This window comes from Nonomuraea sp. NPDC050540 (assembly GCF_044457485.1).
Taxonomy (GTDB): domain Bacteria; phylum Actinomycetota; class Actinomycetes; order Streptosporangiales; family Streptosporangiaceae; genus Nonomuraea.
The window spans coordinates 132,871-155,898 of sequence record NZ_JBITHA010000015.1 but is presented as its reverse complement, the minus strand read 5'-3'; the positions used below and the strand labels follow the sequence as shown (position 1 = coordinate 155,898).

Below are 23,028 nucleotides of genomic sequence, written 5' to 3'. Positions count from 1 at the left end.
TTCGGGGTGCGGGCGGAGGTGGTCGAGCATCCGCTGTAGGGCGGGGTGCTGATCGCCTTCGATCACACGACGCCGTCGGCGTGATCCCGCTGTAGTGCGGCTTCGGCGCCGGCCCGGCACTCCTCCAGGGTGTGCCCGGCCAGCGCCTCGCGTACGGCGGGGACGCAGACGGCGGACATGGACAGGCTCGTCACGCCCAGCCCGACCAGGACCGGCGCCAGGCGCGGGTCACCGGCGGCCTCGCCGCACACCCCGACGGGCTTGCCCGCGCCACGGCCGGCCGCCGCGCACATCTCCACCAGCCTGAGCAACGCGGGCTGCCAGGGGTCGAGCAGGTCGGCCAGGGCGGGATGCTGCCGGTCGGCGGCGAAGGCGTACTGGCCCAGGTCGTTGGTGCCGATGCTGAGGAAGTCGACCTCGGCCAGGATCGCCTCGGCCAGCAGCGCGGCGGCGGGCACCTCGATCATCACGCCCACGCGGCGCACCCCGGCCGCGCGCGCCCGCCCGGCGAAGCGCGCGGCCTCCCTCGGGGTGCTGACCATGGGCGCCATCACCGCGGGTTCGGCGCCGGTGGCGCGGGCCGCCTCGGTGACGGCGGCGAGCTGGGTGTCCAGGACGTCCGGCCGCAGCCGGTCCACGCGCAGGCCGCGGATGCCGAGCGCCGGGTTCGGCTCGACGGGCAGCTCCAGGAACGGCAGCGGCTTGTCGGTCCCGGCGTCCAGCGTCCTGACGATCGCGTCGGGGACGGACTTGAACACCGCCGCGTACGCGGCCACCTGCTCCTCGAAGCCCGGGGCTGTCCTGCGGTCCAGGAACAGCAGCTCGGTACGGAACAACCCCACCCCCTCCGCCTCCGGCACCAGGTCACCGGCCGAGCCGATGTTGAGCAGCAGCTTGACCGGATGCCCGTCGGCGGTCCGGCCGGGTCCGCGGCTGTGGGCGAGCTTGGCGCGCTCGGCCTCCGCCCGGTGTCTGACCTCCTCGGCGGCCGGGCCGTCGAGGCCGGTGCGGATCTCGCCGGTGGCGCCGTCGACGCTCACCAGCGTGCCCTCCTCCAGCGTGAGGGCGCCCGCGCAGGCGACGATGGCGGGCAGTCCCCTGCCGCGGGCCAGGATCGCGGTGTGACTGGTCGGCCCGCCCTTCTCGGTGACCAGCGCCAGCACGTCCTCGCTCAGCCCAGCGGTGTCGGCGGGGGAGAGGTCCTCGGCGACCAGGACGAACGGGTGGCCGGGGTCGGGCACGCCGGGCATCGGCAGGCCCAGCACCGCGGCCACGGCCCGGTTGCGCAGGTCGTCGAGGTCGGCGGCGCGCTCGGCGAAGTACCCGCCCGCGGCCACCAGAGCCGCGCGATGGCCGGTGAACGCCGCGTCGAGGGCGTGGGCGGCGTCCATGCCGCCGATGACGTGCTCCTCGGCCGCCTCCAGCAGCGTGGGGTCGGCGGCCATCATGGCCTGCGACTCCAGGATGTCGCGGGCCTCGCCACCGGCCCGCCCTGCCCGCCGGTCGAGCTCCGCCGCGACGGCGGACAGGGCGGCCGCCACGGCGGCGGTCCCGGCCTCGGTGGACAGGGGCGGGCCTGGGGGCGGGAGCGCGGGCGCGGCGGCCATGAGAAGGACGGGGCCCGCCGTACGCCCCGGGCTGACGCCCAGTCCCCGCAGGTCAGGCATCTGCGGCGTCCAGGTCGCGAGCCAGCATGGCGGCCAGCGCGTCCAGGGCGGACTCGCCCTCGGGGCCGTCGGCGGCCGACAGCGTCACCTCGGTGCCCTGGACCGCGCCCAGTGACAGCACGCCCAGCATGCTGTTGGCCGGGACCTCCTTGCCGGACCCGACACGGATCCTGACGGGCACGCCCAGCTTCATCGCCGCCTGGACGAACAGCTTGGCCGGTCGCGCGTGCAGGCCCGCCCGCGCGGCCACGGCCACCGTACGCTCTGCCATCTCACTGCTCCTTCACGGCTCGATCGTTACCTTGATCGCCTCGCCCCTGCTGACCAGGGCGATCGCCTCCAGCACGTCATCCAGGCCCAGCCTGTGGGTGATGAGGTCGGCGACCGGAACCTGTCCTGAGGCGATCAGCTCCAGCGCGCGGGCGTTGTGGGCGGGACTCGACCCGTTCGCCCCGACGATCGTCAGCTCCCGGTAGTGCACGAGGTTGGAGTCACACCGGATGATCGGGTCGTCCTTGGGCAGGCCGCCGAAGAAGCTGATCCGGCCCTGCCTGGCCGCCATCGCCAGCGCCTGCTCCTGGGCGGCCCCCGAGGCGGCCGCGGTGATCACCACGTCGGCGCCGCGCCCGCCGGTCAGCTTGAGCACCCGGTCGACGGCGTCGTCGTCGATCACCGCGTCGGGTTCGACCAGGGCGGCGGCCTTGGCCAGGCGGTCGGCGTTCACGTCGGCCAGGAAGACCCTGGCCGCGCCGCGGGCGCGCGCCAGCCGTACGTGGAGGCAGCCGATCGGACCCGCGCCCATCACCACGACGTCGTCCCCATCGGACACCCGCGCCAGCTCCTGGCCGTTGAGCACGCAGGCGAGCGGCTCGGCCACCGAGGCCTCGGCGAAGGACACCCCGTCGGGGACGGGGTTGACGCCACCGACGGCGACGACCTTGTCGGGGATCGCCATGTACTCGGCGAAACCGCCGTCGTAGTGGTAGCCCATCGACTCCTGGTTCGGGCAGACCGTCATCCGGCCGCGCCGGCACTCCGCGCACGTGCCGCAGGGGACGGCCGCGATCACCTGCACGCGTTCGCCCGTGCCCACGACCTCCCCGGCGATCTCGTGGCCCATCACCCTCGGCGGCGCGATGTGGTGGTGGCCGTGTTTGTAGATCTTCGCGTCGGTGCCGCAGGTCGAGCAGTTGCGCACGCGGATCACCAGGCCGCCCTCGGGGCGCGGGGCTTCCTCGATCCTGATGTCGCCTGGGGCGTGGAATCGGGCGACCTTCACGTGAGCTCCTTCATGACGGTCTCGACGTCGGGGGCCTCGCGCAGCCTGCGGGCCCGGTCGGGATCGAGCAGGATCTCGGCGAGTTCGGCCAGCAGCGCCACGTGGCCGTCGCCCTTGGCGGCGATGCCGACGCAGAGCGTGACCCGCTCGCCGTCCCAGTCGATCCCGGCGGGGAAGCGGAGCACGCAGATCGCGTCACGCAGCACGTGCTCCTTGGACATGCCGTGCGGGATCGCCACGCCTTCGCCGACGTAGGTGGAGATGGAGCGCTCGCGTTCCAGCATGGCCTCCACGTACGGCCGCGCCACCGCGCCGGCCTCCACCAGCACCTCACCGCACCGGGCGACGGCCTCCTCGCGGGTCGCCGCCTTCTCGCGCAGGAGTACGGCTCGCGCCTCCAGCACCTCACGCACCGACGGTCCCGCCCTTCTTGATGGTCTCGACGAGCCGGGTGACGGCCGGATCGCCGAGGAAGATCTGGAAGGGGATGATGACCTTCCCCGGCGCCCCGGCCTGGGCGCGGGCGGCGAGCCCCGCGTGGGTGAGCACCACGTCGGCGTCGTCGGGGATGGAGTTGACCGGAGTGTGCTCCACCAGGACGCCGGTGCCCTTCAGCTGCTTGCGGACGGTGGTGGCGAGCATGACGCTGCTGCCCATGCCGGCGTCGCAGGCGATCACGATCTTGCGGATGTCCTTGCTGTCGATGCTGCTCATGCTGTTGCGACCTCTTCCTTCTCTTCCTTCTTCTCGCCCCGGCCGAAGCCGAGCAGGAGGGCGGCGACGACGAAGCTGGCCGCGGTCGACAGCAGGATGCCGGCCCCCACCCCGAGCCAGCCGCCCCTGGGCGTCACCGTGAGGTAGGCGAAGATGCTGCCCGGCGAGGGTGGCGCCACCAGGCCGGAGCCGGTGATCATGAAGGTGAAGATGCCGACCGCGCCGCCCGCGATGACCGCGAGGATCAGGCGGGGCTTCATCAGCACGTACGGGAAGTAGATCTCGTGGATCCCGCCGAAGAAGTGGATGATGATCGCCGCCGGGGTGGTGGGCCGCATGACCCTGGGGCCGAAGAACATGAAGGCCAGCAGCAGGCCGAGCCCCGGGCCCGGGTTCGACTCCAGCATGAACAGGATGGACTGCCCGGACCTGGCCGCCTCGGCGACGCCGAGCGGGCCGAGCACGCCGTGGTTGATCGCGTTGTTGAGGAACAGCACCTTGGCCGGCTCGATGAGCAGTGAGGCGGCGGGCAGGAGGCTGTTGCCGATCAGCCACCCGACCGCCCCGCCCGCGGCGTCGGTGACGACCTTGACGATCGGGCCGATGCCCCAGGCGCCCAGCAGCGCCATCGCGCCGCCCACGATGCCGGCGGTGAAGTTGTCGACCAGCATCTCGAAGCCGGCCTTGGTGCGGTCCTCGGTGAACCCGTCCACCAGCTTGAGCACGTACGCGGCCAGCGGGCCGATGATCATCGCACCCAGGAACATGGGGATGGTCGCGCCGACGATCAGCCCGACGGTCGCGACCGCGCCGACCACCGCGCCACGCTGGCCGTGGACCATCCGGCCGCCGGTGTAGCCGATGAGGATCGGAAGCAGGGTGCTGATGATCGGGGTGACGAGCTTGGCGAAGTCCTCGTTCGGCAGCCAGCCGGTCGGGATGAACAGGGCCGTGATGAGGCCGAAGGCGATGAACGCGCCGATGTTCGGCATGATCATGCCCGCTAAGTAGCCTCCGATGCGCTGGATGGTGGCCTTGACGCCGGTCCCGGTGACCGGAGGGGTGTAGGTGTCGGCCATGGTTACTCTCCCAGGGGGGTGGACGGATCTGCGGGAAGCAGCCGGACACGGTCGCGGCGGATGTCGGAGGGGTGGGGCATGCGGCTCCCCGGCAGTTCGACGGCGGCGGCGGCCCAGGCCAGGGCCTCGCGTAGCGCGCGTTCGCAGGCGAGCGGATCGGCCAGGAGCGCGTCCCCCGGGGAGCCGTCCCTGCGGGCTGGGCCGTCCCGGAGAGCTGAGCGGGACAGGTGGGCCAGGAAGCCGGCCAGCATGGCGTCGCCGGCGCCTACCGTGCTGCGGGGTTCTTCGACGCGGCAGTCGCCGTACCAGACACCGTGTTCCGCGACCAGGACGGCGCCGGCCGCGCCGAGGCTGGCCAGCACCGAGCGCGCGCCGGCGGCGCGCAGCTTCTCCGCGGCCTCCACGGCGTCGCCCAGGCTGGTGATCGGGCGGCCGGTCACGTCGGCGAGCTCGTCGCGGTTGGGCTTGACCAGCGCGGGACCGGCGGCGACCGCGGCCATGAGGGCGGGGCCGCTGGTGTCGACGGCCATGTGGATGCCGGCGCCGGTGAAGCGGCGGCAGAGCACGGCGTAGACGTCCTGGGGGACCGACGGCGGCAGGCTGCCGGAGGCGACCACCCAGTCGGCCGAGTGCGCGGCGGACAGGACGGCCTCGGCGACGGTGTCGAGTTCGTCGGCCGACAGCGCGGTGCCGGGCTCATTGATCTTGGTGACGGTGCCGTCGGGCTCGGCCAGGGCCACGTTCGAGCGGGTGGCGCCCCTGACCGGGACCATCACCATCTCCAGGCCCTCGTCGGCCAGGAGGTGGACCAGCCGCCTGCCCTCGTCGCCGCCGAACGGCACCACCGCGCACGAGACGACGCCGTTGGCGAGGAGGGCTCGGGAGACGTTCACGCCCTTGCCGCCGGGGTCGAGCCTGGCCGCTCCCGCCCTGATCACCGCGCCGCGGGTCAGCTCGCCGACCTCGATGGTGCGGTCGAGGCTCGGGTTGAGCGTCAGGGTGAGGATCATGCGCGGACCACCTCGAGCCCCGCCTCGGCCAGATCCGCGGCGGTGGCCGGGTCGAGGCCGGTGTCGGTGATCACCACGTCGATCTCGTTCAGCGTGGCGAAGCGGGAGAAGTAGGTGTTGGTGAACTTGGTGTGGTCGGCGAGCAGCACGCTCCGCTCGGCGGCCGCGATCATCGCCCGCTTGATCGCCGCCTCGGCCGGGTCGGGCGTGGTGAGGCCCTTGGCGACCGAGCAGCCGTTGGTGGCCATGAACGCCACGTCCACGTGCAGGTCGGCCAGCGGACGCAGCGCCCAGTCGTCGACCGTGGCCAGCGTGCGCCCGCGGACCCGGCCACCCAGCATGATCACGGTCAGGTTGGCCCGGGTGGCCAGGACCGTGGCCAGCGGCGGGGAGTTCACGACCACGGTCAGCTCCCGGTCGGCCGGCAGCACCTGGGCCAGGCGGCCGGTCGTGGTGCCCGCGTCGATGATCACGGATCCGTCGTCGGGCAGTTCGGCGAGGGCGGCCTTGGCGATGCGTTCCTTCTCGGCGGTCATCACCTCGTCGCGGGCGGCCAGCGCGGGCTCGAAGCCGAGCCGTTCGACCGGGATCGCCCCGCCGTGCACGCGGCGCAGCACGCCGGCCCGCTCCAGCACGGTGAGGTCGCGGCGAACGGTCTCCGTCGTGACGTCGAAGCTCTCGGCCAGCGCCACGACGTCCACGCGACCGGCCTCGCGCGCCCTGCGCAGGATCTCCTGCTGGCGCTCCTCGGCGTACATGCTGTTGGTTCACCGCCGTTTCAATGTGGTTTCACATTGTTTTAGACGTGTATATGTTGTTCGTCAAGGTCTGGACACAGAAAAGGGCGCGTGATCCTGACCGGATCACGCGCCCTCCACTTCCTTCTAGCCGGTGAAGCCCGTCGGGGCGACACGGACCGCCACCTCGGTGAGCATCGCGTGGCCGTTGCCGGTCGTGTCGGTGATGGTCACGCGCACGTACCTGGCCTCGCGCGGCGCCGCCAGCGTGGTCCAGTCGAGCGTGTCGGTGCGGGCCATCGTGTACGCGCGCACCTCCTGCCAGTCGCCGGACCCGGTCGCCGACACCTCGACCTTGGCCGACTCGTGGTAGCCGGGCTTGAGCACGACCCCCACCCCGGTGATCGGGTACGGCCCGCCGAGATCGGCCTGCCAGTAACGGGCGGGCGGCGCGGTCGTCCCGGCGCCGGCGGCGTGCCAGTAGGTGAGGTCACCGTCGATCGGCCCCAGCGGCCCCATCGACGGACGGCTCGGCGCGGTGTGGGTGAGGTCGGTGGACACGGTCAGCGTCCCCGCCTGGTGCAGCGCGGCCAGGTCGAGCCGGTCCGGGGCCGGCGTGATGTGGTTGCCGCCGAGGATGCCCTGGCCCCGGTCGTAGTAGACGGTGAGGACGCGGCCGTCGGCGAGCTGGACGCTGCCCGGGTAGCTCATGTCGGAGAAGATGCCGGGGTTGCGGTAGATGAGCTGGCTCTGGGTGGCGGACCAGCCGCGCGAGTCGATGTACATGCGCCCGGCCACGGGGCGGCCGCCGACCCAGGTCGCCGACTGGTCGCCGTACGTCAGCAGGTGGCTGCCGCCGCGCAGCTTGAGCAGGTGCGGCGCGTGGCCCTTGAGCGTGGGCTCGTTGACCGGGGCGCTCCAGGTGTCGCCGCCGTCGTAGGAGTGGCTGACGCGCATCACGTCGCCGTTGTTGGAGGTCCTGGCCACCATCATCACGTGGCCGCCGCCGAGGTTGGCCAGGGCGGGCTCGGCGTATCCGATGGTGGTGCCGGCGACGTAGACGGGGCCCTCCCACATGGCGACGCGTTCGTCGCTCTTGGCCCAGGTCAGGCCGCCGTCCCGGCTGCGCAGGACGTGGGCGCCCGAGCCGCCCAGGGAGCCGGAGTAGTGGCGGTAGCCGTACACGGGGAGGAGGATGTCGCCGTTGTCGAGCTCGACCATCTCGCCGTTGACGGCGACGCTGGCCTTGCCGCTGTCGTACATGAGGCTGGGCGGCAGGATCGGCGCCGACCAGGTGACGCCGTTGTCGGTGGAGCGCTTGACGTAGACCTGGCGGCGGTTGCCGCGTGAAGGCCGGTAGTCGTAGTAGGCCATCAGCAGGGTGCCGTCGCGCAGGACGGTGAGGCTGGGCTCCTTCACGTCGACCGTCAGCGGGTCCGGGTCGCTCGCGATGATCTGCTGGGCGGACCAGGTCTGGCCGCCGTCGGTGCTGCGCCGGGCGGCGATCGCGCCCGAGTGCGAGTGGGAGACGCTCCAGCTGTACGCGAGGTAGAGGTCGCCGTTGGCGAGCGTGGCGATGGACGGGAACCAGGGGCACTCGACGGTCTCGTTCTGCTCCCGGGTCAGGGCGGGGTCCCACGGGCGGCAGGTGCTGTTGTCGGGGCTGATGATCTGCACGTCCGGCGTGCTGGTCAGGAGCAGGGTGGCGACGGCTAACGCCTTGAGGAACATTCGACCTCCTGGGGGGTTGCCGCGATCGAACGCGAAATCTCGTTCCATGTCAACGTGAAAGGTTGTTCCACGTTATGTCTCTTCATTGGAGGCATCCGTGTACCTAATGAGCGACATGGCGGCACGACACGCAGTACCCGTCCTGATCGTGGGCGGCGGCATGAGCTTCCAGAGCGGCCAGGGTGCTCGGGAGAGGGGCGGCCGGTCATACACGGGAGACGAGCGAGGATGCGGGACAATGCCCGAGTGCGGCCGGCCGCCGCCCGAGAGGAGAGCCCGCGTGTCCGAGCAGGTGAAGAAGGCGCGGCGGCGCGGGCGGGCTCTGCTGGACGCGATCTACGCGGCCGTGTCGGCGGAGCTGGCCGAGGTGGGGTTCCGGATGACCGATCAGGTCCTGGCGGCACCTGATCAACGGTGCGACGCCCACCGGCGAGGAGCTGGCCGCGATCGTCGACCGGCTCGTGCTGCCCGCCCTGGGCAGGCCGTTCAGTACAGCCTGACGAGCTGACCGGTGACGCACCGCGCCTGCTCGGAAGCGAGGAACGTGATCACGTCCGCCACGTCCTCCGGCTGCCCGATGTGCCCCAGAGGGCTGAGCGCGCGCAGCGTCTCCTCGTCCTCCTTCTTGATCCACCCGGTGTCGGTGACCGGCGGGTAGACCATGTTGGCGGTGATGCCGTACTTGCCCAGTTCGTGGGCGGCCGACATCGTGTAGTTCTCCTGGGCCGCCTTCGCCGCGCCGTACGAGACCTCGGTGGGGAAGCCGCCGGGGCCGCCCGAGGTGAGGCCGATGATCCGCCCCCAGTTCGCCTTCCGGGCGATGTGGCGGGTGGCGAACTCGGCGATCAGCAGGGCCACCGCCCGCGCGTCCACGGCGAACTGCCGGTCGTGACCGGCCGCGTCCACCAGGAGCAACGGGCGGCCCAGGTCGTCGGCGGCGCGCGGCTCGAAGGTGTTCCCGATCCAGCCGGTGGCGTTGTTGACCAGGATCTCCACCGGCCCCAGCGTCTCCTCGGCCCGCTCGAAGAGCGCGCGGGGCGCCTCCGGGTCGGACAGGTCGGCCTCCGCCGACTCGGCCACCCCGCCCGCCCGCCGGATCCGCTCGACCACCTCGTCGGCGCCCGCGGCGCGCAGCACGTCGTACTGGGCGGGGAAGGCCGGGTGGTCCACCGGCTCCAGCCGCTTGTACGTCAGGAAGACCGCGACCCCCTGCCCCGCCAGCGCGACCGCGGCGGCGGCCCCGATCCCCTGGTTGGCGCCTGTCACGAGCGCCACGCGTCCACGCAGTCCGGTGTCGATCATCCCGTCATCATGCCCAGTCCCCGCGGCCCGCCGCCAACGACTTTCGCGCCGTAGGGTGGAGGCGTCATGCGAGCGATGGTGGCGGCCGGAGCGGTCGCGGTGGCGCTGGGGGTCGGCGTGATCGCCGTCGGGACCGGCGCGTTCGGGCTGGAGACCCACGTGTTCACCCGGATCGAGTGCCGCTCGGTCATGGTCAAGGGCGGCACGGTCTGGCACTGCGACGGCGAGAGCCCGGAGCAACTGCGCGCCAACGACGCGGCCGTCCGCCGGGCCGAACTCGCGGCGTTACGCGCCCACCGCGAGGGCGGCCCTCCGGGCGAGCCGAGACGGCGCACGGCTCTGACGTTCGTCGACCACGACGGACGGACCGATCCGCCGCGGGTCACCGCCACGCGCCTGCCCGGCGGCGAGCGCTGGATCGCGCATTCGGGCACGGTCGTCGGCACCGGGACCGGGCTGCTGGTGCTCGGCGGCGCCGTCCTGGCGTTTCAGTGGCGGCCGCTGATGGGCCAGCGGTCCACCGCGAAGCCGCCGTCGACGACGTAGGCGCCGCTCCACATGTTCACCACCCCGCAGCCGTGGTTGGGCAGCACCGACACCAGGGACCCGACCCGGAGGCCGCCCACGCCGGTGAGATAGCCGTGCTCCTCGTTGGCCTTGCCGAAGGCGACGCCCGAGAGCCCCAGCACGGTGCCGAACCCGCCGCCCCCGACCGAGGCGTCGGAGCTCATGGCCTTCAGCCCCGCGTCGACGATAGCCAGGTCCTCGCCCCGTGGCACGCTCACCACCCGGGTCAGCACGGTCAGCGCGCACCGGGACTCCTCGGCGGTGCCGAGCGCCACCTGGTTGCCGTCGTAGAACACGTAGGTGCCGGGCCGCGCCTCCGTCACCCCGGGCACGAACGGCGCGCTGGCCGCCCCCGGCGTCGAACCCACCGAGACGATCGCGCAGTCGTGCCCCGCCGCGCGCAGGTCAGCGGCCACACCCGCCATCGTCTCGCCGACCCGCCGCCCGGCTTTCTCCCGCCCGCCGGGGTCGCCCAGATAGGTCATCAGATGGCCTTCGTGCGTGAGCACGCCGCGCAGGCTCAGCCCGCCCAGCCGTTCCAGCTGGGCGGCCGTCCGAACGGCCGCTGCGGGCGCGACGCCCGCCCGCCCCATCCCGGTGTCCACCTCCAGCAGGTACGGCTGCCGCACCCCCGCCGCACGGGCGGCGGCGGCCAGCGGCTCGGCGGCGGCCACCGAGTCGAGCGCCACCGTCACCCCGGTACGCACGGCGAAGCGCACCTTGGCGGGCCCGACCGGCTGGTGCGCCCAGACCAGGTCGTCGATCCCCGCCTCCAGCAGGGCCTCGACCTCGCCCATCGTGGCGCAGGTGAACCCGGCGGCGCCGTGGCCGAGCTGCCGCCGCGCCACCTCGACGCATTTTGACGCCTTGAAGTGCGGGCGCAGCGCCACCCCGGCGGAGGCGGCCAGCCCGGCCATGTCCGCGAGGTTGCGCTCCAGCCTGGCCAGGTCGATCAGCAGCGCGGGCGTGGGCAGCTCGTCGAGCGGGATTCTCACGAGAGCCCCAGCAGCGGGCGCGGGTCGGCGTCGAGCAGCGTGTCCAGGGTCTCCTGCCGCACGCCTTCCAGACCGGGCACGCGGATCCCGGTGAGGGAACGCAGGCCCTTGACCGCCTCGTCCGGCGTCCACAGCGGGAAGTCGGACCCGAACAGCAGCTTGTCCGCCACGCCCCACTCCTGAGCGCGCACCAGCGACAGGTAACCGTCCAGCGGCCTGGCCCAGCTGGCCGACACGTCGGAGAACACGCGCCGGTTCTTACGCAACACGATCATGGTCTCGCGCTGCCAGGGATGGCCCATGTGCGCGATGATCTGCGTCAGCTCCGGGTGGCGGCGGGCGACGGCGTCCACGGTGAGCGGGTTGGTGACGTCCAGGTCGCCGGCGGGGCTCGGGGTGGCGCCCATGTGCCACAGCACCACCAGACCCGCCGCCGCGGCGGCCGCGTAGAACGGGTCGTGGGCGGGGTCGCGCGGATCGAAGTGGGCCAGCACCGGGTAGAGCTTGATGCCGCGCAGCCCGCGCGCCACCCCGTCGGCGAGCTGCTCGAGCACGTCGGGGTCGGTGGGGTCGAGCGCCATGAAGCCGACCGTCTCGGTACGGGTGTCGGCGCAGAAGCGGGCCACGTGCTCGTTGGAGGTGGCCACGCCCGCCGAGGTGGCCCGGATGCCGAACACGAACGCCGCGCGCACGCCGGTCATCGCCCGGTCGTAGTCCTCGGGGGTCACGTCCTGCCAGGGCCCGCCGTACACCGGCCGCCAGTGGTCGTCCCACTCGCACCCCCAGTCCTCGGCGAGCATGCAATGGGTGTGCACATCGATCATCGGGCGCGTCCTTTCCGCACGTCGGTCATCGGCTTCGTCCTTCCGCGGCGGGCAGCAGGGAGCGGGTCACCACGTGCAGCGCCGTCACCAGCTCGTGGTCGGCGAGCATGGCCCCGGCGGTGGCGCGCAGTTCGGCGAGCAGCGCCTCGTGGCGGGCCGGTTCCAGCTCCCCGGCCGGTCCCGAGACGCTCAGCGACGCCAGGACCTCACCGCCCGCCTCCAGCGGAATGGCCAGGCAGCGCAGCCCGATGCTGTTCTCGTTGTCGTCGAAGGCGTAGCCGCGCTCACGGGTGACGCGCAGGTCCGCGAGCAGCTCGGCGAAGGTGGTGCGCGTGTGCTCCGTCCTCCTCCGGTACGGCTCCGCCGGCAGGAACCCCGGCAGCTCACCCTCCCCCAGCCGCGACAACAGCAGCTTGCCGAGCCCGGTGGCGTGCGTGTCGTCGCGCGAGCCGCTCATCGCCATGTACCGGATGGGCCGGTCCGGCTCCTCGACGCACAGATGAAGCACCTGCGTGCCGTCCAGGACGCCGAGGTTGGCCGTCTGCCCGGTCCGCTTGGCCAGCTCGGCCAGGTGCCCGCGGGCCGAGGCGCCCGCGTCGAGCGTGGAGACGTAGGCGGTGGACAGGTCCAGCACCTTGTGGCCGAGCCGGAACGACGGCCGCTCGTCCACGCGCACGACGTACTCGGTCTCGGCCAGCACGGACAGCAGCCGGACGAGCGTGCTCTTGGGCAGTCCCGTCTCCTCGTACAGCTCCGACAGGGTCACCGGGTGGCGGCTGGTGGCCAGCCGTTCCAGCAGGGCCAGGCCGCGCGCGAGTGCGTGCGCGTGGTAGTTGGCCGCCGCGGGCTTGTCCTCGTCGATGCTCCGCTTCTCGGTGCCTCTCCTCATGCGCTGACTCCGATCTGGCCGCGGGCGCGTAGCACCTGGCCCGGTCCGGCGCCCGTGTGGCCTGTGCTCTCCACGACGGCGACGCCGTTCACCAGGACGAGCTCCACCCCTGACGGGAACTGGTGTGGTCGGTCGAACGTGCTCAGATCATTGAGCGTGCCGGGGTCGAGGACAAGCACGTCGGCCGCCGCGCCCTCCTCGATCAGGCCGCGGCCGTCGAGGCCGAAGACCGCGGCGGGCAGCCCGGTGCTCTTGCGCACGGCTTCCTCCAGCGTGAGCGCGCCCTCGTGGACGTAGCGGGCCAGCAGCCGGGGGTAGCAGCCGTAGGAGCGCGGGTGCGGCGTGGCGCCGCCGGTGAGGCCGCCGGGGTCGAGCGCGAAGCCGTCCGAGCCGATCATGGTCGCGGGGTGGCGCAGGACGGTCAGCAGGTCCTCCTCGCAACGTCCGAAGGCGACCATCGTGACGGCGTTGCCGTGCTCGGCGATCAGGTCGAGCGCCTGTTCGCCGGACTCCAGCGGGTGGCCGTCGACGAGGATGTCCGGCCAGTCCCACCAGCGCCCCTCCCATTCGGCGAGTACGCGGTCGTGGGCTCCCGGCTCGGCCAGCCGTTCCCGCGCCCGGCCGCCCTCGTGGGCCCAGCCGGGCAGGAGCTGCGACAGGTTCGCGCTGCCGGCCAGGTACGGGTAGACGTCCACGTGGACCGGGGCGTCGCCGATGAGGTCGAGCGCCCTCGCGACGGCGCCCCAGTTGCGGCGGCCGACGGCGGCCAGGTGGGAGATCTGGGTGAGGCACCCGGTGGCTTCGGCCACGCGTACCGCCTGGGACACCGACTCCGTCAGCGTGTCGGTGTAGTCGCGCAGGTGCCAGGCGAAGACGCCGCCCGCTTCCGCGACCACCTCGGCGAGCGCGGTCAGCTCTGCCTCGGTGGCGTAGCTGGCGGGGGCGTAGATAAGGCCGGTGCTCAGGCCCAGCGCGCCCTCTTCCAGCGAGCGGGCCAGCTCCTCGCGCATCGCGCCCAACTCGGCGGGGGCGGCGGGGCGGTCGGCGAAGCCCACGGCGCTCGCGCGCAGCGGGAGGTGGCCGGTGAGCGTGGCGACGTTCAGGGACGGGGCGGCGGCCTCCAGGGCGCGAAGGTGGCCGGTGGTGCCGCCCCGCGGCCAGGGCAGCGCCGGGTCGAGGTCGATGAAGGCGACGGCGGCCCTGAGCGCCGCCTCGTCGGCCGCCGGGGTCACGCCGAGGCCGCAGTTGCCGACGATCTCGGTGGTGACGCCCTGCCGTACCTTGCTGTGGGCTTGGGGGTTGGCCAGCAGGGCCAGGTCGGAGTGGCTGTGGACGTCGACGAAGCCGGGACAGACCACGCGGCCCGCGACATCCAGCACGCGGGCGGCGCGGCCGGTGCCGGGCGGGCGGACGGCGCTGATCCGCGCGCCCGTCACCTCGACGTCGGCCGGGCGTGCGGGCGCGCCGGTGCCGTCGACCAGCAAGCCACCGGTCAGCACCATGTCGGCCCGCCTTCCGGTCGGCGGCGCGTCTGCGCGCTTTCCGGTTGGCGGAGCGTCGGTGAGTCCACGGTCAGCCGACACGGAAGACGCCTTCGACCTCGACCTGGCTGCCGAGCGGCAGGGCGGCCACACCGATCGCGGCCCGCGCGTGCCGGCCCCGCTCGGGGCCCAGCACCTCCAGGACCAGCTGCGAGGCGGCGTGCGCGACCAGGTGCTGCTCGGTGAAGCCGGAAGTGCTCGCCACGTAGACGGTCAGCTTCACCGCGTGGACGTTCTCCAGCGAGCCGGTGTGCTCCCGGACCGCGGCCATCAGGTTGCGGGCGCACTGCCAGGCGCAGTGCCGGGCGGTGTCCAGGTCGGTGACGGGCCCGGTGGCGACCAGCGTGTCTCCCGCCATGGCGACCTGGCCGGAGGCGAACAGCGTGTCGCCGTCGCGGCGGACCAGTTCGATGGTCACCGGCTCAGCGGGAGCCGGCGGTGTGTCGGGCAGGGAGTCGAGCATCGGGGTTCTCCTCGGGGAAGTGGCAGGCGACGCGGTGGTCGGCCCCCGTCAGCACGGGCGCCTCGGCCGCGCACCGCTCCTGGGCCTTCCAGCAGCGGGTACGGAAGTGGCAGCCCGACGGCGGATCCGCCGGGCTGGGCACGTCTCCGGTGAGCACGATCCGCTCCCGGTCGCCGCGCGCGGACGGGTCCGAGATGGGCACCGCGGAGATCAGCGCCCTGGTGTAGGGGTGAGCCGGCCGCTGGAAGACCTCCTCGCGCTCGCCTTCCTCCACGACACGGCCGAGATACATGATCGCAACCCGGTCGCACACGTGCCGCACCACGGAAAGATCGTGCGAGATGAACAGGTAGGCCAGCCCGAGCTCCCGCTGCAGTTCCGCCAGCTTGTTGACCACCTGCGCCTGGATGGAGACGTCCAGCGCCGAGACCGGCTCGTCCAGCACCAGGACGCGCGGGCCCAGCGCCAGCGCCCTGGCGATGCCGATGCGCTGGCGCTGGCCGCCGGAGAACTCGTGGGGGTAGCGGTTGGCCTGCTCGGGCAGCAGGCCGACCATCTCCAGCAGTTCGGCCACACGCTCCCGGCCGCCGTCGCGGTAGCGGCCCTGGGAGCGCAGCGGCTCGGCGACGATCTCGTGCACGGTCAGCCGGGGCGACAGCGACGCGTACGGGTCCTGGAAGACGATCTGGATCTCGCCGCGCAGCGGGCGCAGCTCGGCGGGTGAGAGCGTGGCCAGGTCCCGGCCGTCGTACACGATCCGGCCCGCGGTGGGCTCGGCCAGCCGTACGACGAGCCGGCCCGTGGTGGTCTTGCCGCAGCCGGACTCGCCGACCAGCCCCAGGGTACGGCCGGCGTGCAGCGCCAGATCGACCCCGTCCACGGCGCGTACCGCACCGGTCTGCCTGCGCAGCACGCCCGACCGGATCGGGAAGTGCTTCACCAGGCCCTCGACGGAGAGCAAGGGCTCGTTCACGCCAGCTCCTCGTGGTAGTGGCAGGCCGAGTGGTGGCCCGGTTCGACTTCCGCGGCCTCCGGCCGGTCCGTACGGCAGGCCTCCCGCTCCTCGCTCAGCCCGCACCGCGGCTGGAACGCGCAGCCGGGCGGCGGCGCCAGCAGGTTCGGCGGGCTGCCCGGGATGGCCGTCAGCTCGCCGGTCGACTCCAGCCGCGGCCGGCTGGCCAGCAGCCCCGCCGTGTACGGGTGCCGGGGCGCGGCGAAGATCTGGTGCACGTCGCCGTGCTCGACGACGCGGCCGGCGTACATGACGGCCACCCGGTCGGCCAGCTCGGCGATCACGCCGAGGTCGTGGGTGATGAGGATGGCCGCCGCTCCCGCCTCGCGCCTGGCGGTGTCCAGCAGGCCGAGCACCTGCGCCTGGATGGTCACGTCGAGCGCGGTCGTGGGCTCGTCGGCGATGAGCAGGTCCGGTTCGTTGGCAATGGCCATCGCGATCATCGCGCGCTGGCGCATGCCGCCGGAGTACTCGTGGGGATGCCTGCCGTACCGGTCGGCGGGGTTGGCGATGCCGACGGCGGTCAGCAGCTCCAGGACTCTTGCCCGGACGGCGGCGCGTGACAGGCGCGGCTGGTGCAGCCTGATCGCCTCGGCGATCTGCGCGCCGACCGGCACCACCGGGTTGAGCGCGGTCATCGGGTCCTGGAAGATCATGGCGATGCGGCGGCCGCGGATCCGGCGCAGCCTGCGGGCCGGGAGCGCCAGCAGGTCCTCGCCGTCGAAGGTCACCGAGCCGCGGACGATCCGGCCCGGCGGCCTGATCAGGCCGAGCGCCGACATGGCGGTGACGCTCTTGCCCGAGCCGGACTCGCCGACGACGCCCAGGATCTCGCCGGGCCGTACGTCGAGGCTGACGCCGTCCACGGCGCGTACCACGCCGTCCTCCGTGGGGAACTCCACGGCCAGGTCGTCCACCTGCAGCAGCGGGCTCATGCGCGGGCTCCCTTCGGGTCGACGGCGTCGCGCAGGCCGTCGCCGACGAAGTTGACCGCCAGCACGGTGAGCGCGATCGCCAGGCCGGGCGGCAGCCACAGCCACGGCATGGTCTGGATGAGCGTGAGGCTCTGGGCGTCGTTCAGCATGTTGCCCCAGCTCGCCTGGGGCGGCTGGACGCCGAGCCCGAGGAAGGACAGCACCGCCTCCAGCAGGATCATCTGCGCCACCAGCAGCGTGCCGACCACCGCCACCTGCGAGAGCACGGCGGGCAGCACGTGGCGGAAGACGATGGTCAGTCGCCCGGCGCCGAAGGCCCGCGCGGCCTGCACGTACTCCTGCTCGCGCAGCGCGAGCGTGAGCCCGCGCACCACGCGGCAGGCGGTGGGCCAGTTGCAGGCGGCGAAGACCACCACCAGCATCGCGGTGCTGGGGCCGAGGACGCCGGCCAGCACGACGACCACGACCAGCGAGGGGAAGGACAGCACCACGTCGGCCACCCGCATGACGGCCGCGTCGAGCAGGCCGCCGAACATGCCGGCCAGCGCTCCCAGCAGTGCGCCGAGGACGACCGCCGCCAGCGCCGACATCAGGCCGACCAGCAGCGAGACCCGCCCGGCGTGGACGAGCCTGGCGAAGACGTCGCGTCCCGAGGAGTCGGTGCCGAGCAGGTGCGCGGCCGAGGGCGGCTCGCGGAAGGCGGACAGGTCCACGGCGTTCGGGTCGTGCCCGCTGACCAGCGGCGCGGCCAGCGCCATGAGCACGATCACGGTGAGGAAGACGGCGCCGGCCGGCGCCATCCGGTTGCGGCGGAAGCGCCTGGCCGCCAGCCGGGCGGGGGAGCGGGGGATGATCTGCGTGGTCATGACAGGCTGATCCTCGGGTCGGCCACCGCGTAGAGCAGGTCGGCGGCGAGGTTGCAGATCAGCACGAGCACCGCGATGAACATCGCGAACCCGATCACCACCGGGTGGTCGAGCTGGCCGATGGAGCTGACCGCGAGCTGGCCCATGCCGGGCCAGGCGAAGACCTGCTCCAGGGCCACGGCTCCGGCCAGCAACTGGGGGACGTAGATCATGACGACGGTGATGAGCGGGATGAGCGCGTTGCGCAGCGCGTGACGCAGAAGCACCCGGCCGGGGCCGGCGCCCTTCGCCTCGGCCGTGCGCACGTAGTCGGCGCCCAGCTCGGCCAGGAGTCCGGCGCGCACGTACCGGGTGAACGGCCCCGCGATCGACAGTCCGAGTATCACGGCGGGCAGCACCAGGTGGGCCAGGACGTCGGCGCCGCCGCCGTCGCCCGGCGTGGACATGCCCGAGGAGGGCACCCAGCCGAGTTTGAGCGCGAAGACGTAGATCGCCGCGATGCCGAGGAAGAAGCTGGGCACCGAGATGGTGCCCAGGCTCGCCGCGGTGGCGGCGTAGTCCACCGCGGTGTTGCGCCGCACGGCGGCCAGGGTGCCGACGGCCACCGCCAGCAGCAGCCCGATGACCAGGGCCGTGGACATGAGCAGCACCGTGGGGCCCACCCGCTCCAGCAGGACGTCGGCCACGGGCCGGCGGCTGACGAAGGAGTAGCCGAGGTCGCCGCCCAGCGCGTCGCGCAGCCAGATCAGGTACCGGACGAACGCCGGGGCGTCCAGCCCCAGCTCGGCGCGCTTGGCGGCGAGGAACTCCGGCCCGCCCGACTGCAGCTGCTCGGGGTTGACCATCATCAGGACGGGGTCGCCGGGGACCGACTGGACCAGGACGAACACCCCCACGCTGATGAGCAGGAAGACGGCGGCGTTGACCAGGAGCCGGCGCACGAGGAAGGCGAGCATCAGCCGGCCAGGGTCCACTCGTCGGCGTTCCAGAAGCCGGAGACGAAGTCGCCGCTCGGCTTGAAGCCCCGCAGCCGCGCGCTGCTCGCCCAGAGGGTGTCCGGGTTGTACAGCCACAGGTACGGCACCTGCGCGTTGTCCTTCTCGGCCGCCTCGCGGTACAGCCCAGCGCGTTGGTCCTGGTCGGAGACCCCGTCGGCCTCGGCGGTCAGCTTGTCGAGCGACTTGTCGCAGAAGGAGCTGATGTTGCCGCCGGTCGGGTAGAAGGCGCCGCAGCCGAGGATGGGCACGCTGCTGGAGGGGTCGACGGCGTAGGTGCCGCCGCCGAACAACGCCAGGTCGAAGCTGTGATCCTCGTACGACTGCAGGAGCTGGGCCGCCTGCACCTGCTTGAGCTCGACCTTCACCCCTGCCGCTGCCAGCGAGCTCTGCACCACGGTCGCCGCGGCGTCGCGGTCGCGCTGGCCGGGGATCCACGACAACGTCACCGGCTTGGACGCGTCCCAGCCCGCCTCGGCCAGCAGCGTCTTGGCCTTGGCCGGGTCGTAGGCGTAGCCGGCGAGCGTCTCGGGCAGGGCCCAGGCGGCGACGAAGGAGGAGTTCTGCACCCGGCCCTTGCCTGCGAGCAGCTTGTCGACCAGTGCCTTCCTGTCGATGGCGTGGAGCATGGCCTGCCGTACCCGGGGGTCGGCGAAGCGCCGGTCGGTCTGGTCGACCGCCATCCTGAGGAAGCCGGGGCTGGGCCGGCCCGCCACCGTCACGCCCTTGAGCGCGCCTACTGCCCGCAGGTCGGTGGGGGAGATCTGGACCAGGTCCATCTCGCCGGTGCCCAGCTGCGCGGTCGCCACGTCGGAGCTGACCGGCTTGAGGAAGATCTTGGGGATGGACACCGGCTTGCGGTAGTTCGGGTTGGCGGCCAGCTCCACGTACTGGTCGGTCTTGTACTGCACGAACGTGTACGGGCCCATGCCGGCCGTGGGCTTGTTGAAGAACGCGTGCCCGGTGAGCTGGGCGGCGGGCACGGAACCGAGCACGTGCTCGGGCAGCACGAACCCGAACGGCCCGGCCAGCAGGCTGAGGAAGCCCACGTTCGGTTTGGCCAGGTTGATGACGAACGTGTCCGCGTCGGGGGCCTCGAAGGCGGCTCCGGCGAGCTTGCCGGCCATGGCGCTGCCGAGCTTGGCGTCGGCCAGCAGCTTGTAGGTGAACAGCACGTCCTTGCTGGAGAACGCGGTGCCGTCGCTCCACTTCAGGCCCTTGCGCAGGTGGAAGACGACCTTGCGGGGCGTGACGTCCCAGCGCTCGGCCAGGCGGGGCTCGTACTCGTAGCGGTCGTTGACGGTCAGCAGATTGTCGTAGACGAGCTGCATGACCTGCTGATCGGGGCCGGTGAGCGGGTCCAGCGGGCTGAAGCGCTTGGGCTTCTGGTACAGGTACACGCTGAGCGCGCCGCCCTGCGCGGTCTTGGAGCCGGAGTTGGTGGGGTCGGAGCAGCCGGTGGCGAGCACGAGGACGGCGGCGGCCAGCACGCCGAGCGGACGGATCATGAGGGCTCCATGGGCGAGACGGGATTGACCAGCGTGCCGAGGCCGGAGATCGAGACCGAGACCTCGTCGCCCGCGGCGAGAAACTCCCCCGTGGTGGCGCCGACGCCGGCCGGGGTGCCGGTCATCAGCACGTCCCCCGGGCTCAGCGTCATCAGACGGGAGGCGAAGGCCACCAGCTCCGCCACCGTGAAGATCATGTCCTTGGTCGAGCCGCGCTGTCTGACGCGGCCGTTGACGCGCAGCTCGACGTCGAGCGCCTGCGGGTCGCCGACCTCGTCCGCCGTGACCAGGTACGGCCCCAGCGGCGCGAAGCCGTCCAGCCACTTGCCGGCCAGCCAGTCGAAGAAGCGCACGGCCGGGTCGTCCAGGTCACGCGGGTAGCCGTAGCCGACCGATCGGGCCGAGACGTCGTTGGCCACGCAGTACCCGGCGACCGCGTCCAGGGCCGTCTCCACGTCCAGGTCCTTGGCGGTGCGGCCGATCACGACGGCCAGTTCGGCCTCCCAGTCGACCTGCTCGCTGACCGAGGGCAGCGGGATCGGGCGTCCGTGGGCCAGCAGCGCGGTCGGCGGCATGAGGAACAGCCGGGGCGCCAGCCGGGACCTGTCCAGCGGTTCGGCGCCGGCCTCCGCCACGTGGTCCTGGTAGTTGGCGGCGACGCCGAGCAGCTTGCCGGGGTTCAGCAGCGGGGTGAGCACCTCGACGGCCGCCAGCGGCACGGTCGCCAGGGCCCCTTCCGGGGATCCGGCCAGCCATTTCGTCAGGTCGCCTTCGCCCCACTCCTCGATCACGTCGCCGTCCAGGAGACGGCCGTGCCGTACGACGCCGTCGCGGCGGTAGGTGAGCAGCTTCACGGCAGGACCTCCTCGACCTGGCCGGACGCCATGGAACGGCGGGCGGCCTCGACGACGCGCAGCGCGGCCACGGCGTCGGCGGGGCCGAGTTCGGCGGGCCGGCCGGTGACGACGGCGGTGTGCAGTTCGGTGAGCATGCGATCGACGGTGGACGGCCCCGCCCACGTGCCACGCGGCGTCCCGGTGGTGGTCAGCACGCGCGCGGCCGGGCGGTTCGCGTCGGCCAGCAGCGTGCCGTGCGAGCCCGCCACGCGGTAGCGGTGCAGCGACAGGCCGCTCGCTCCGGGCATCGCCGGTGTACGGCCCGCCACGACGGTGCTGGTCATACCGCGCTCGTGCGTGAGGCAGAGCGTGACCAGGTCCTCGGGGCCGTCCTGGGATGGGCCGTCCTGGAAGCGGCCGTCCTGGGCGGGGGCGTTCTGGAAGCGGGGGCCGCCGGTGGCGTACACGGCGGTGACCGGCAGTGCGGTCATCGCGTGAATGGCGTCGGTGGCGTAGGGGGCGAAGTTGAGCAGTTCGCCGAGCGGCCAGACCGATCCGCCGCCCGCGACGAGGAAGTCGGCTTGCACGTTCCACGGCAGTCCGACCTTGCCCGCGGCGATCGCCTCCCGCGCCACCCGGACCGCGGGCTGGAAACGCTGGTGGTGGGCGGGCAGGCAGACCAGGCCGGTGCCCGCGGCCGCCTCGGCGATCCGCGCGCACTCGGCGGCGGTCAGCGCCATCGGCTTGTCGACCAGCACGTGCTTGCCCGCCCGCAGGGCGCGGGTGACCACCTCGACGCGCCGCTCGTAGGGCACGCAGACGCTGACGACGTCGGCGTCCGGCCGGTCGAGCGGGTCGTCCGCCTCGGTCCGGCCGGTGACGCGGAAGCCCGGGTGCGCCTCGAACGCGGGGGCGTACATGTCGCGCTGGTGGTTCTGGTGGCCGAGGCCGTACTCGCCGACCAGCAGGACGTCGAGAACCCTCATCGGACCTCCTCCAGTGTCACCGGGCGGCCGAGCTCCATCGAGCGTTCCGCGGCGACGCCCATCGCCACCGCCAGCAGGGCCTCGTCGCCGGCGACTCCGGTGCTCGCGGCGCCGGTGACGGCGTCGAGCCAGGCGGAGAGCTGGGCGGCGAAGCCCGTGGCCGGGCCCTCTGCGGTCAGGTGGGTGCCGCGCTCGTCGGCGAGCAGCACGCCCTCGCCGTCCCACTCCATCGTCAGCAGGCCCTCGCTGCCCTGGACGACGACGTCGCGGGCGCTCAGGCTCGCGGGGCGGTGGGCGCGGCTCATCTCGCAGATCGCGGTGGCGCCGCCGGCGTAGGTGACGACCATCTCCAGGTGGTCGTGGACGTCCAGTTCCGCGGCGGTCCTGCGCTGGCCTCTGGCGTACACGCTGACCGGCTCGTCGCCGATCCACCAGGTCACCAGGTCGAGCAGGTGGACGCCGTTGTGCAGGGCGTGGCCGCCGGAGCGTTCGCGGTCGATCACCCAGGTACGCCAGTCGGGCCAGATCCAGCCGCCGAGCAGCGCCAGCCGTACCAGGAGGGGGCGGCCGAGCGCACCGGAGGCGATCTCCCCGCGGACGGTGCGGGCGTAGTCGTAGAAGCGGTGCGAGTGCGCGACGGAAAGGGTGCGGCCGGCGGCGGCGAAGGCCTCGACGGTCTTGCGGGCCGCCGGAACGGTGGTCGCCAGCGGCTTCTCCACCAGCAGGTGCTTGCCGGCCGCGGCGACGCGGGCGGCGAGTTCGTCGTGGGTGTCGTTGGGGGTGCACAGGACGCAGGCGTCGACGCCGGGCCAGGCGAGCGCCTCGGCCAGATCGGTGGTCCAGGGGACGCCGCCCTGGGCCCGCGCGGCCTGTTCGGCCCGTGCGGCGCTGGTGTCGACGAAGCCGGCCAGCCGCCCTCGTGGATCGCTGGATAACGCGGCGACGTGCTGGTCGGCGATGGCGCCCGCACCGATCACGAGCACGCCCACCGACGTGGAACCTCTTTCCATGCGTGCATCCTTCGTGCGTGCCCGTGCGGATGTCAAGGGTTGACGTGGAATCTCCTTCCACGTAACTTCCGCGACATGGAAC

Annotated in this window: 25 protein-coding genes; 2 read left to right on the top strand and 23 right to left on the bottom strand. The window is 72.8% G+C overall.

Features of this window, described 5'->3' with window-relative positions:
• Positions 1-62: 62 nt before the first annotated feature.
• The 9 genes from ACIBI5_RS39425 to ACIBI5_RS39385 form a co-directional block, all read right to left on the bottom strand.
• A complete protein-coding gene (locus ACIBI5_RS39425; RefSeq protein ID WP_397254536.1) occupies positions 63-1,667 on the bottom strand; it encodes a phosphoenolpyruvate--protein phosphotransferase in 1,605 nt (534 codons plus the stop codon).
• Entirely contained in the window at positions 1,660-1,938 is a 279-nt protein-coding gene (locus ACIBI5_RS39420) for an HPr family phosphocarrier protein (RefSeq protein ID WP_397254534.1), read from the bottom strand. The genes ACIBI5_RS39425 and ACIBI5_RS39420 overlap by 8 nt, the downstream gene beginning before the upstream one ends.
• 12 nt (positions 1,939-1,950) lie before the next feature.
• A complete protein-coding gene (locus ACIBI5_RS39415) occupies positions 1,951-2,946 on the bottom strand; it encodes a zinc-dependent dehydrogenase (RefSeq protein ID WP_397254532.1) in 996 nt (331 codons plus the stop codon).
• A complete protein-coding gene (locus tag ACIBI5_RS39410) occupies positions 2,943-3,359 on the bottom strand; it encodes a PTS sugar transporter subunit IIA (RefSeq protein ID WP_397254530.1) in 417 nt (138 codons plus the stop codon). The genes ACIBI5_RS39415 and ACIBI5_RS39410 overlap by 4 nt, the downstream gene beginning before the upstream one ends.
• Positions 3,352-3,660: a PTS lactose transporter subunit IIB gene (locus ACIBI5_RS39405; RefSeq protein ID WP_397254528.1), complete on the bottom strand. Its 309-nt coding sequence runs from the start codon at positions 3,658-3,660 to the stop codon at positions 3,352-3,354. The genes ACIBI5_RS39410 and ACIBI5_RS39405 overlap by 8 nt, the downstream gene beginning before the upstream one ends.
• Positions 3,657-4,739: a mannitol-specific PTS transporter subunit IIC gene (gene mtlA, locus ACIBI5_RS39400; protein WP_397254526.1), complete on the bottom strand. Its 1,083-nt coding sequence runs from the start codon at positions 4,737-4,739 to the stop codon at positions 3,657-3,659. Before mtlA ends, ACIBI5_RS39405 begins: the two co-directional genes overlap by 4 nt.
• A 2-nt stretch (positions 4,740-4,741) precedes the next feature.
• A complete protein-coding gene (locus ACIBI5_RS39395) occupies positions 4,742-5,749 on the bottom strand; it encodes a 1-phosphofructokinase family hexose kinase (protein ID WP_397254524.1) in 1,008 nt (335 codons plus the stop codon).
• Complete coding sequence (locus tag ACIBI5_RS39390) at positions 5,746-6,507, bottom strand: DeoR/GlpR family DNA-binding transcription regulator (RefSeq protein ID WP_397254522.1); 762 nt, start codon at positions 6,505-6,507, stop codon at positions 5,746-5,748. Before ACIBI5_RS39390 ends, ACIBI5_RS39395 begins: the two co-directional genes overlap by 4 nt.
• Before the next feature lie 126 nt (positions 6,508-6,633).
• Complete coding sequence (locus tag ACIBI5_RS39385) at positions 6,634-8,217, bottom strand: exo-alpha-sialidase (RefSeq protein WP_397254520.1); 1,584 nt, start codon at positions 8,215-8,217, stop codon at positions 6,634-6,636.
• A 280-nt stretch (positions 8,218-8,497) separates the two neighbouring features.
• On the opposite strand from ACIBI5_RS39385, the gene ACIBI5_RS39380 reads away from it, so the two are divergent.
• A complete protein-coding gene (locus ACIBI5_RS39380; protein WP_397254518.1) occupies positions 8,498-8,725 on the top strand; it encodes a hypothetical protein in 228 nt (75 codons plus the stop codon).
• Here ACIBI5_RS39380 and ACIBI5_RS39375 read toward each other — a convergent pair.
• Positions 8,704-9,519 carry an SDR family NAD(P)-dependent oxidoreductase gene (locus tag ACIBI5_RS39375; RefSeq protein WP_397254516.1) on the bottom strand — a complete coding sequence of 272 codons (816 nt, stop codon included), beginning with the start codon at positions 9,517-9,519 and terminating at the stop codon, positions 8,704-8,706. The genes ACIBI5_RS39380 and ACIBI5_RS39375 overlap by 22 nt on opposite strands.
• Before the next feature lie 66 nt (positions 9,520-9,585).
• On the opposite strand from ACIBI5_RS39375, the gene ACIBI5_RS39370 reads away from it, so the two are divergent.
• Positions 9,586-10,065, top strand: a complete 480-nt coding sequence (locus tag ACIBI5_RS39370) for a hypothetical protein (RefSeq protein WP_397254514.1) — start codon at positions 9,586-9,588, stop codon at positions 10,063-10,065.
• Here ACIBI5_RS39370 and ACIBI5_RS39365 read toward each other — a convergent pair.
• The 13 genes from ACIBI5_RS39365 to ACIBI5_RS39305 all read right to left on the bottom strand — a co-directional run bounded on the left by ACIBI5_RS39365 (position 10,008) and on the right by ACIBI5_RS39305 (position 22,946).
• Entirely contained in the window at positions 10,008-11,081 is a 1,074-nt protein-coding gene (locus tag ACIBI5_RS39365) for an alanine racemase (protein WP_397254512.1), read from the bottom strand. The genes ACIBI5_RS39370 and ACIBI5_RS39365 overlap by 58 nt on opposite strands.
• Positions 11,078-11,905, bottom strand: coding sequence for an amidohydrolase family protein (locus tag ACIBI5_RS39360; RefSeq protein WP_397254509.1), 828 nt, complete (start codon positions 11,903-11,905; stop codon positions 11,078-11,080). Before ACIBI5_RS39360 ends, ACIBI5_RS39365 begins: the two co-directional genes overlap by 4 nt.
• Positions 11,906-11,930: 25 nt before the next feature.
• Entirely contained in the window at positions 11,931-12,794 is an 864-nt protein-coding gene (locus ACIBI5_RS39355; RefSeq protein ID WP_397254507.1) for an IclR family transcriptional regulator, read from the bottom strand.
• A complete protein-coding gene (locus tag ACIBI5_RS39350; RefSeq protein WP_397254505.1) occupies positions 12,791-14,296 on the bottom strand; it encodes an amidohydrolase family protein in 1,506 nt (501 codons plus the stop codon). The genes ACIBI5_RS39355 and ACIBI5_RS39350 overlap by 4 nt, the downstream gene beginning before the upstream one ends.
• A 70-nt stretch (positions 14,297-14,366) precedes the next feature.
• Positions 14,367-14,798: a RidA family protein gene (locus ACIBI5_RS39345; RefSeq protein WP_397254503.1), complete on the bottom strand. Its 432-nt coding sequence runs from the start codon at positions 14,796-14,798 to the stop codon at positions 14,367-14,369.
• Entirely contained in the window at positions 14,758-15,771 is a 1,014-nt protein-coding gene (locus tag ACIBI5_RS39340) for an ABC transporter ATP-binding protein (protein ID WP_397254501.1), read from the bottom strand. Before ACIBI5_RS39340 ends, ACIBI5_RS39345 begins: the two co-directional genes overlap by 41 nt.
• Complete coding sequence (locus ACIBI5_RS39335) at positions 15,768-16,745, bottom strand: ABC transporter ATP-binding protein (protein ID WP_397254499.1); 978 nt, start codon at positions 16,743-16,745, stop codon at positions 15,768-15,770. The genes ACIBI5_RS39340 and ACIBI5_RS39335 overlap by 4 nt, the downstream gene beginning before the upstream one ends.
• Entirely contained in the window at positions 16,742-17,611 is an 870-nt protein-coding gene (gene opp4C, locus ACIBI5_RS39330) for an oligopeptide ABC transporter permease (protein ID WP_397254497.1), read from the bottom strand. Before opp4C ends, ACIBI5_RS39335 begins: the two co-directional genes overlap by 4 nt.
• The gene (locus ACIBI5_RS39325; RefSeq protein WP_397254495.1) at positions 17,608-18,567 is read right to left on the bottom strand and encodes an ABC transporter permease; all 960 of its coding nucleotides are present in this window, start codon (positions 18,565-18,567) and stop codon (positions 17,608-17,610) included. Before ACIBI5_RS39325 ends, opp4C begins: the two co-directional genes overlap by 4 nt.
• On the bottom strand, positions 18,567-20,114 hold the full coding sequence (locus ACIBI5_RS39320; RefSeq protein WP_397254493.1) for an ABC transporter substrate-binding protein: 1,548 nt from the start codon (positions 20,112-20,114) through the stop codon (positions 18,567-18,569). Before ACIBI5_RS39320 ends, ACIBI5_RS39325 begins: the two co-directional genes overlap by 1 nt.
• Positions 20,111-20,968, bottom strand: a complete 858-nt coding sequence (locus ACIBI5_RS39315; protein WP_397254491.1) for a fumarylacetoacetate hydrolase family protein — start codon at positions 20,966-20,968, stop codon at positions 20,111-20,113. Before ACIBI5_RS39315 ends, ACIBI5_RS39320 begins: the two co-directional genes overlap by 4 nt.
• Complete coding sequence (locus ACIBI5_RS39310; protein ID WP_397254489.1) at positions 20,965-21,936, bottom strand: Gfo/Idh/MocA family protein; 972 nt, start codon at positions 21,934-21,936, stop codon at positions 20,965-20,967. The genes ACIBI5_RS39315 and ACIBI5_RS39310 overlap by 4 nt, the downstream gene beginning before the upstream one ends.
• Positions 21,933-22,946 carry a Gfo/Idh/MocA family protein gene (locus tag ACIBI5_RS39305; RefSeq protein WP_397254487.1) on the bottom strand — a complete coding sequence of 338 codons (1,014 nt, stop codon included), beginning with the start codon at positions 22,944-22,946 and terminating at the stop codon, positions 21,933-21,935. Before ACIBI5_RS39305 ends, ACIBI5_RS39310 begins: the two co-directional genes overlap by 4 nt.
• Between the last annotated feature and the right edge of the window lie 82 nt (positions 22,947-23,028).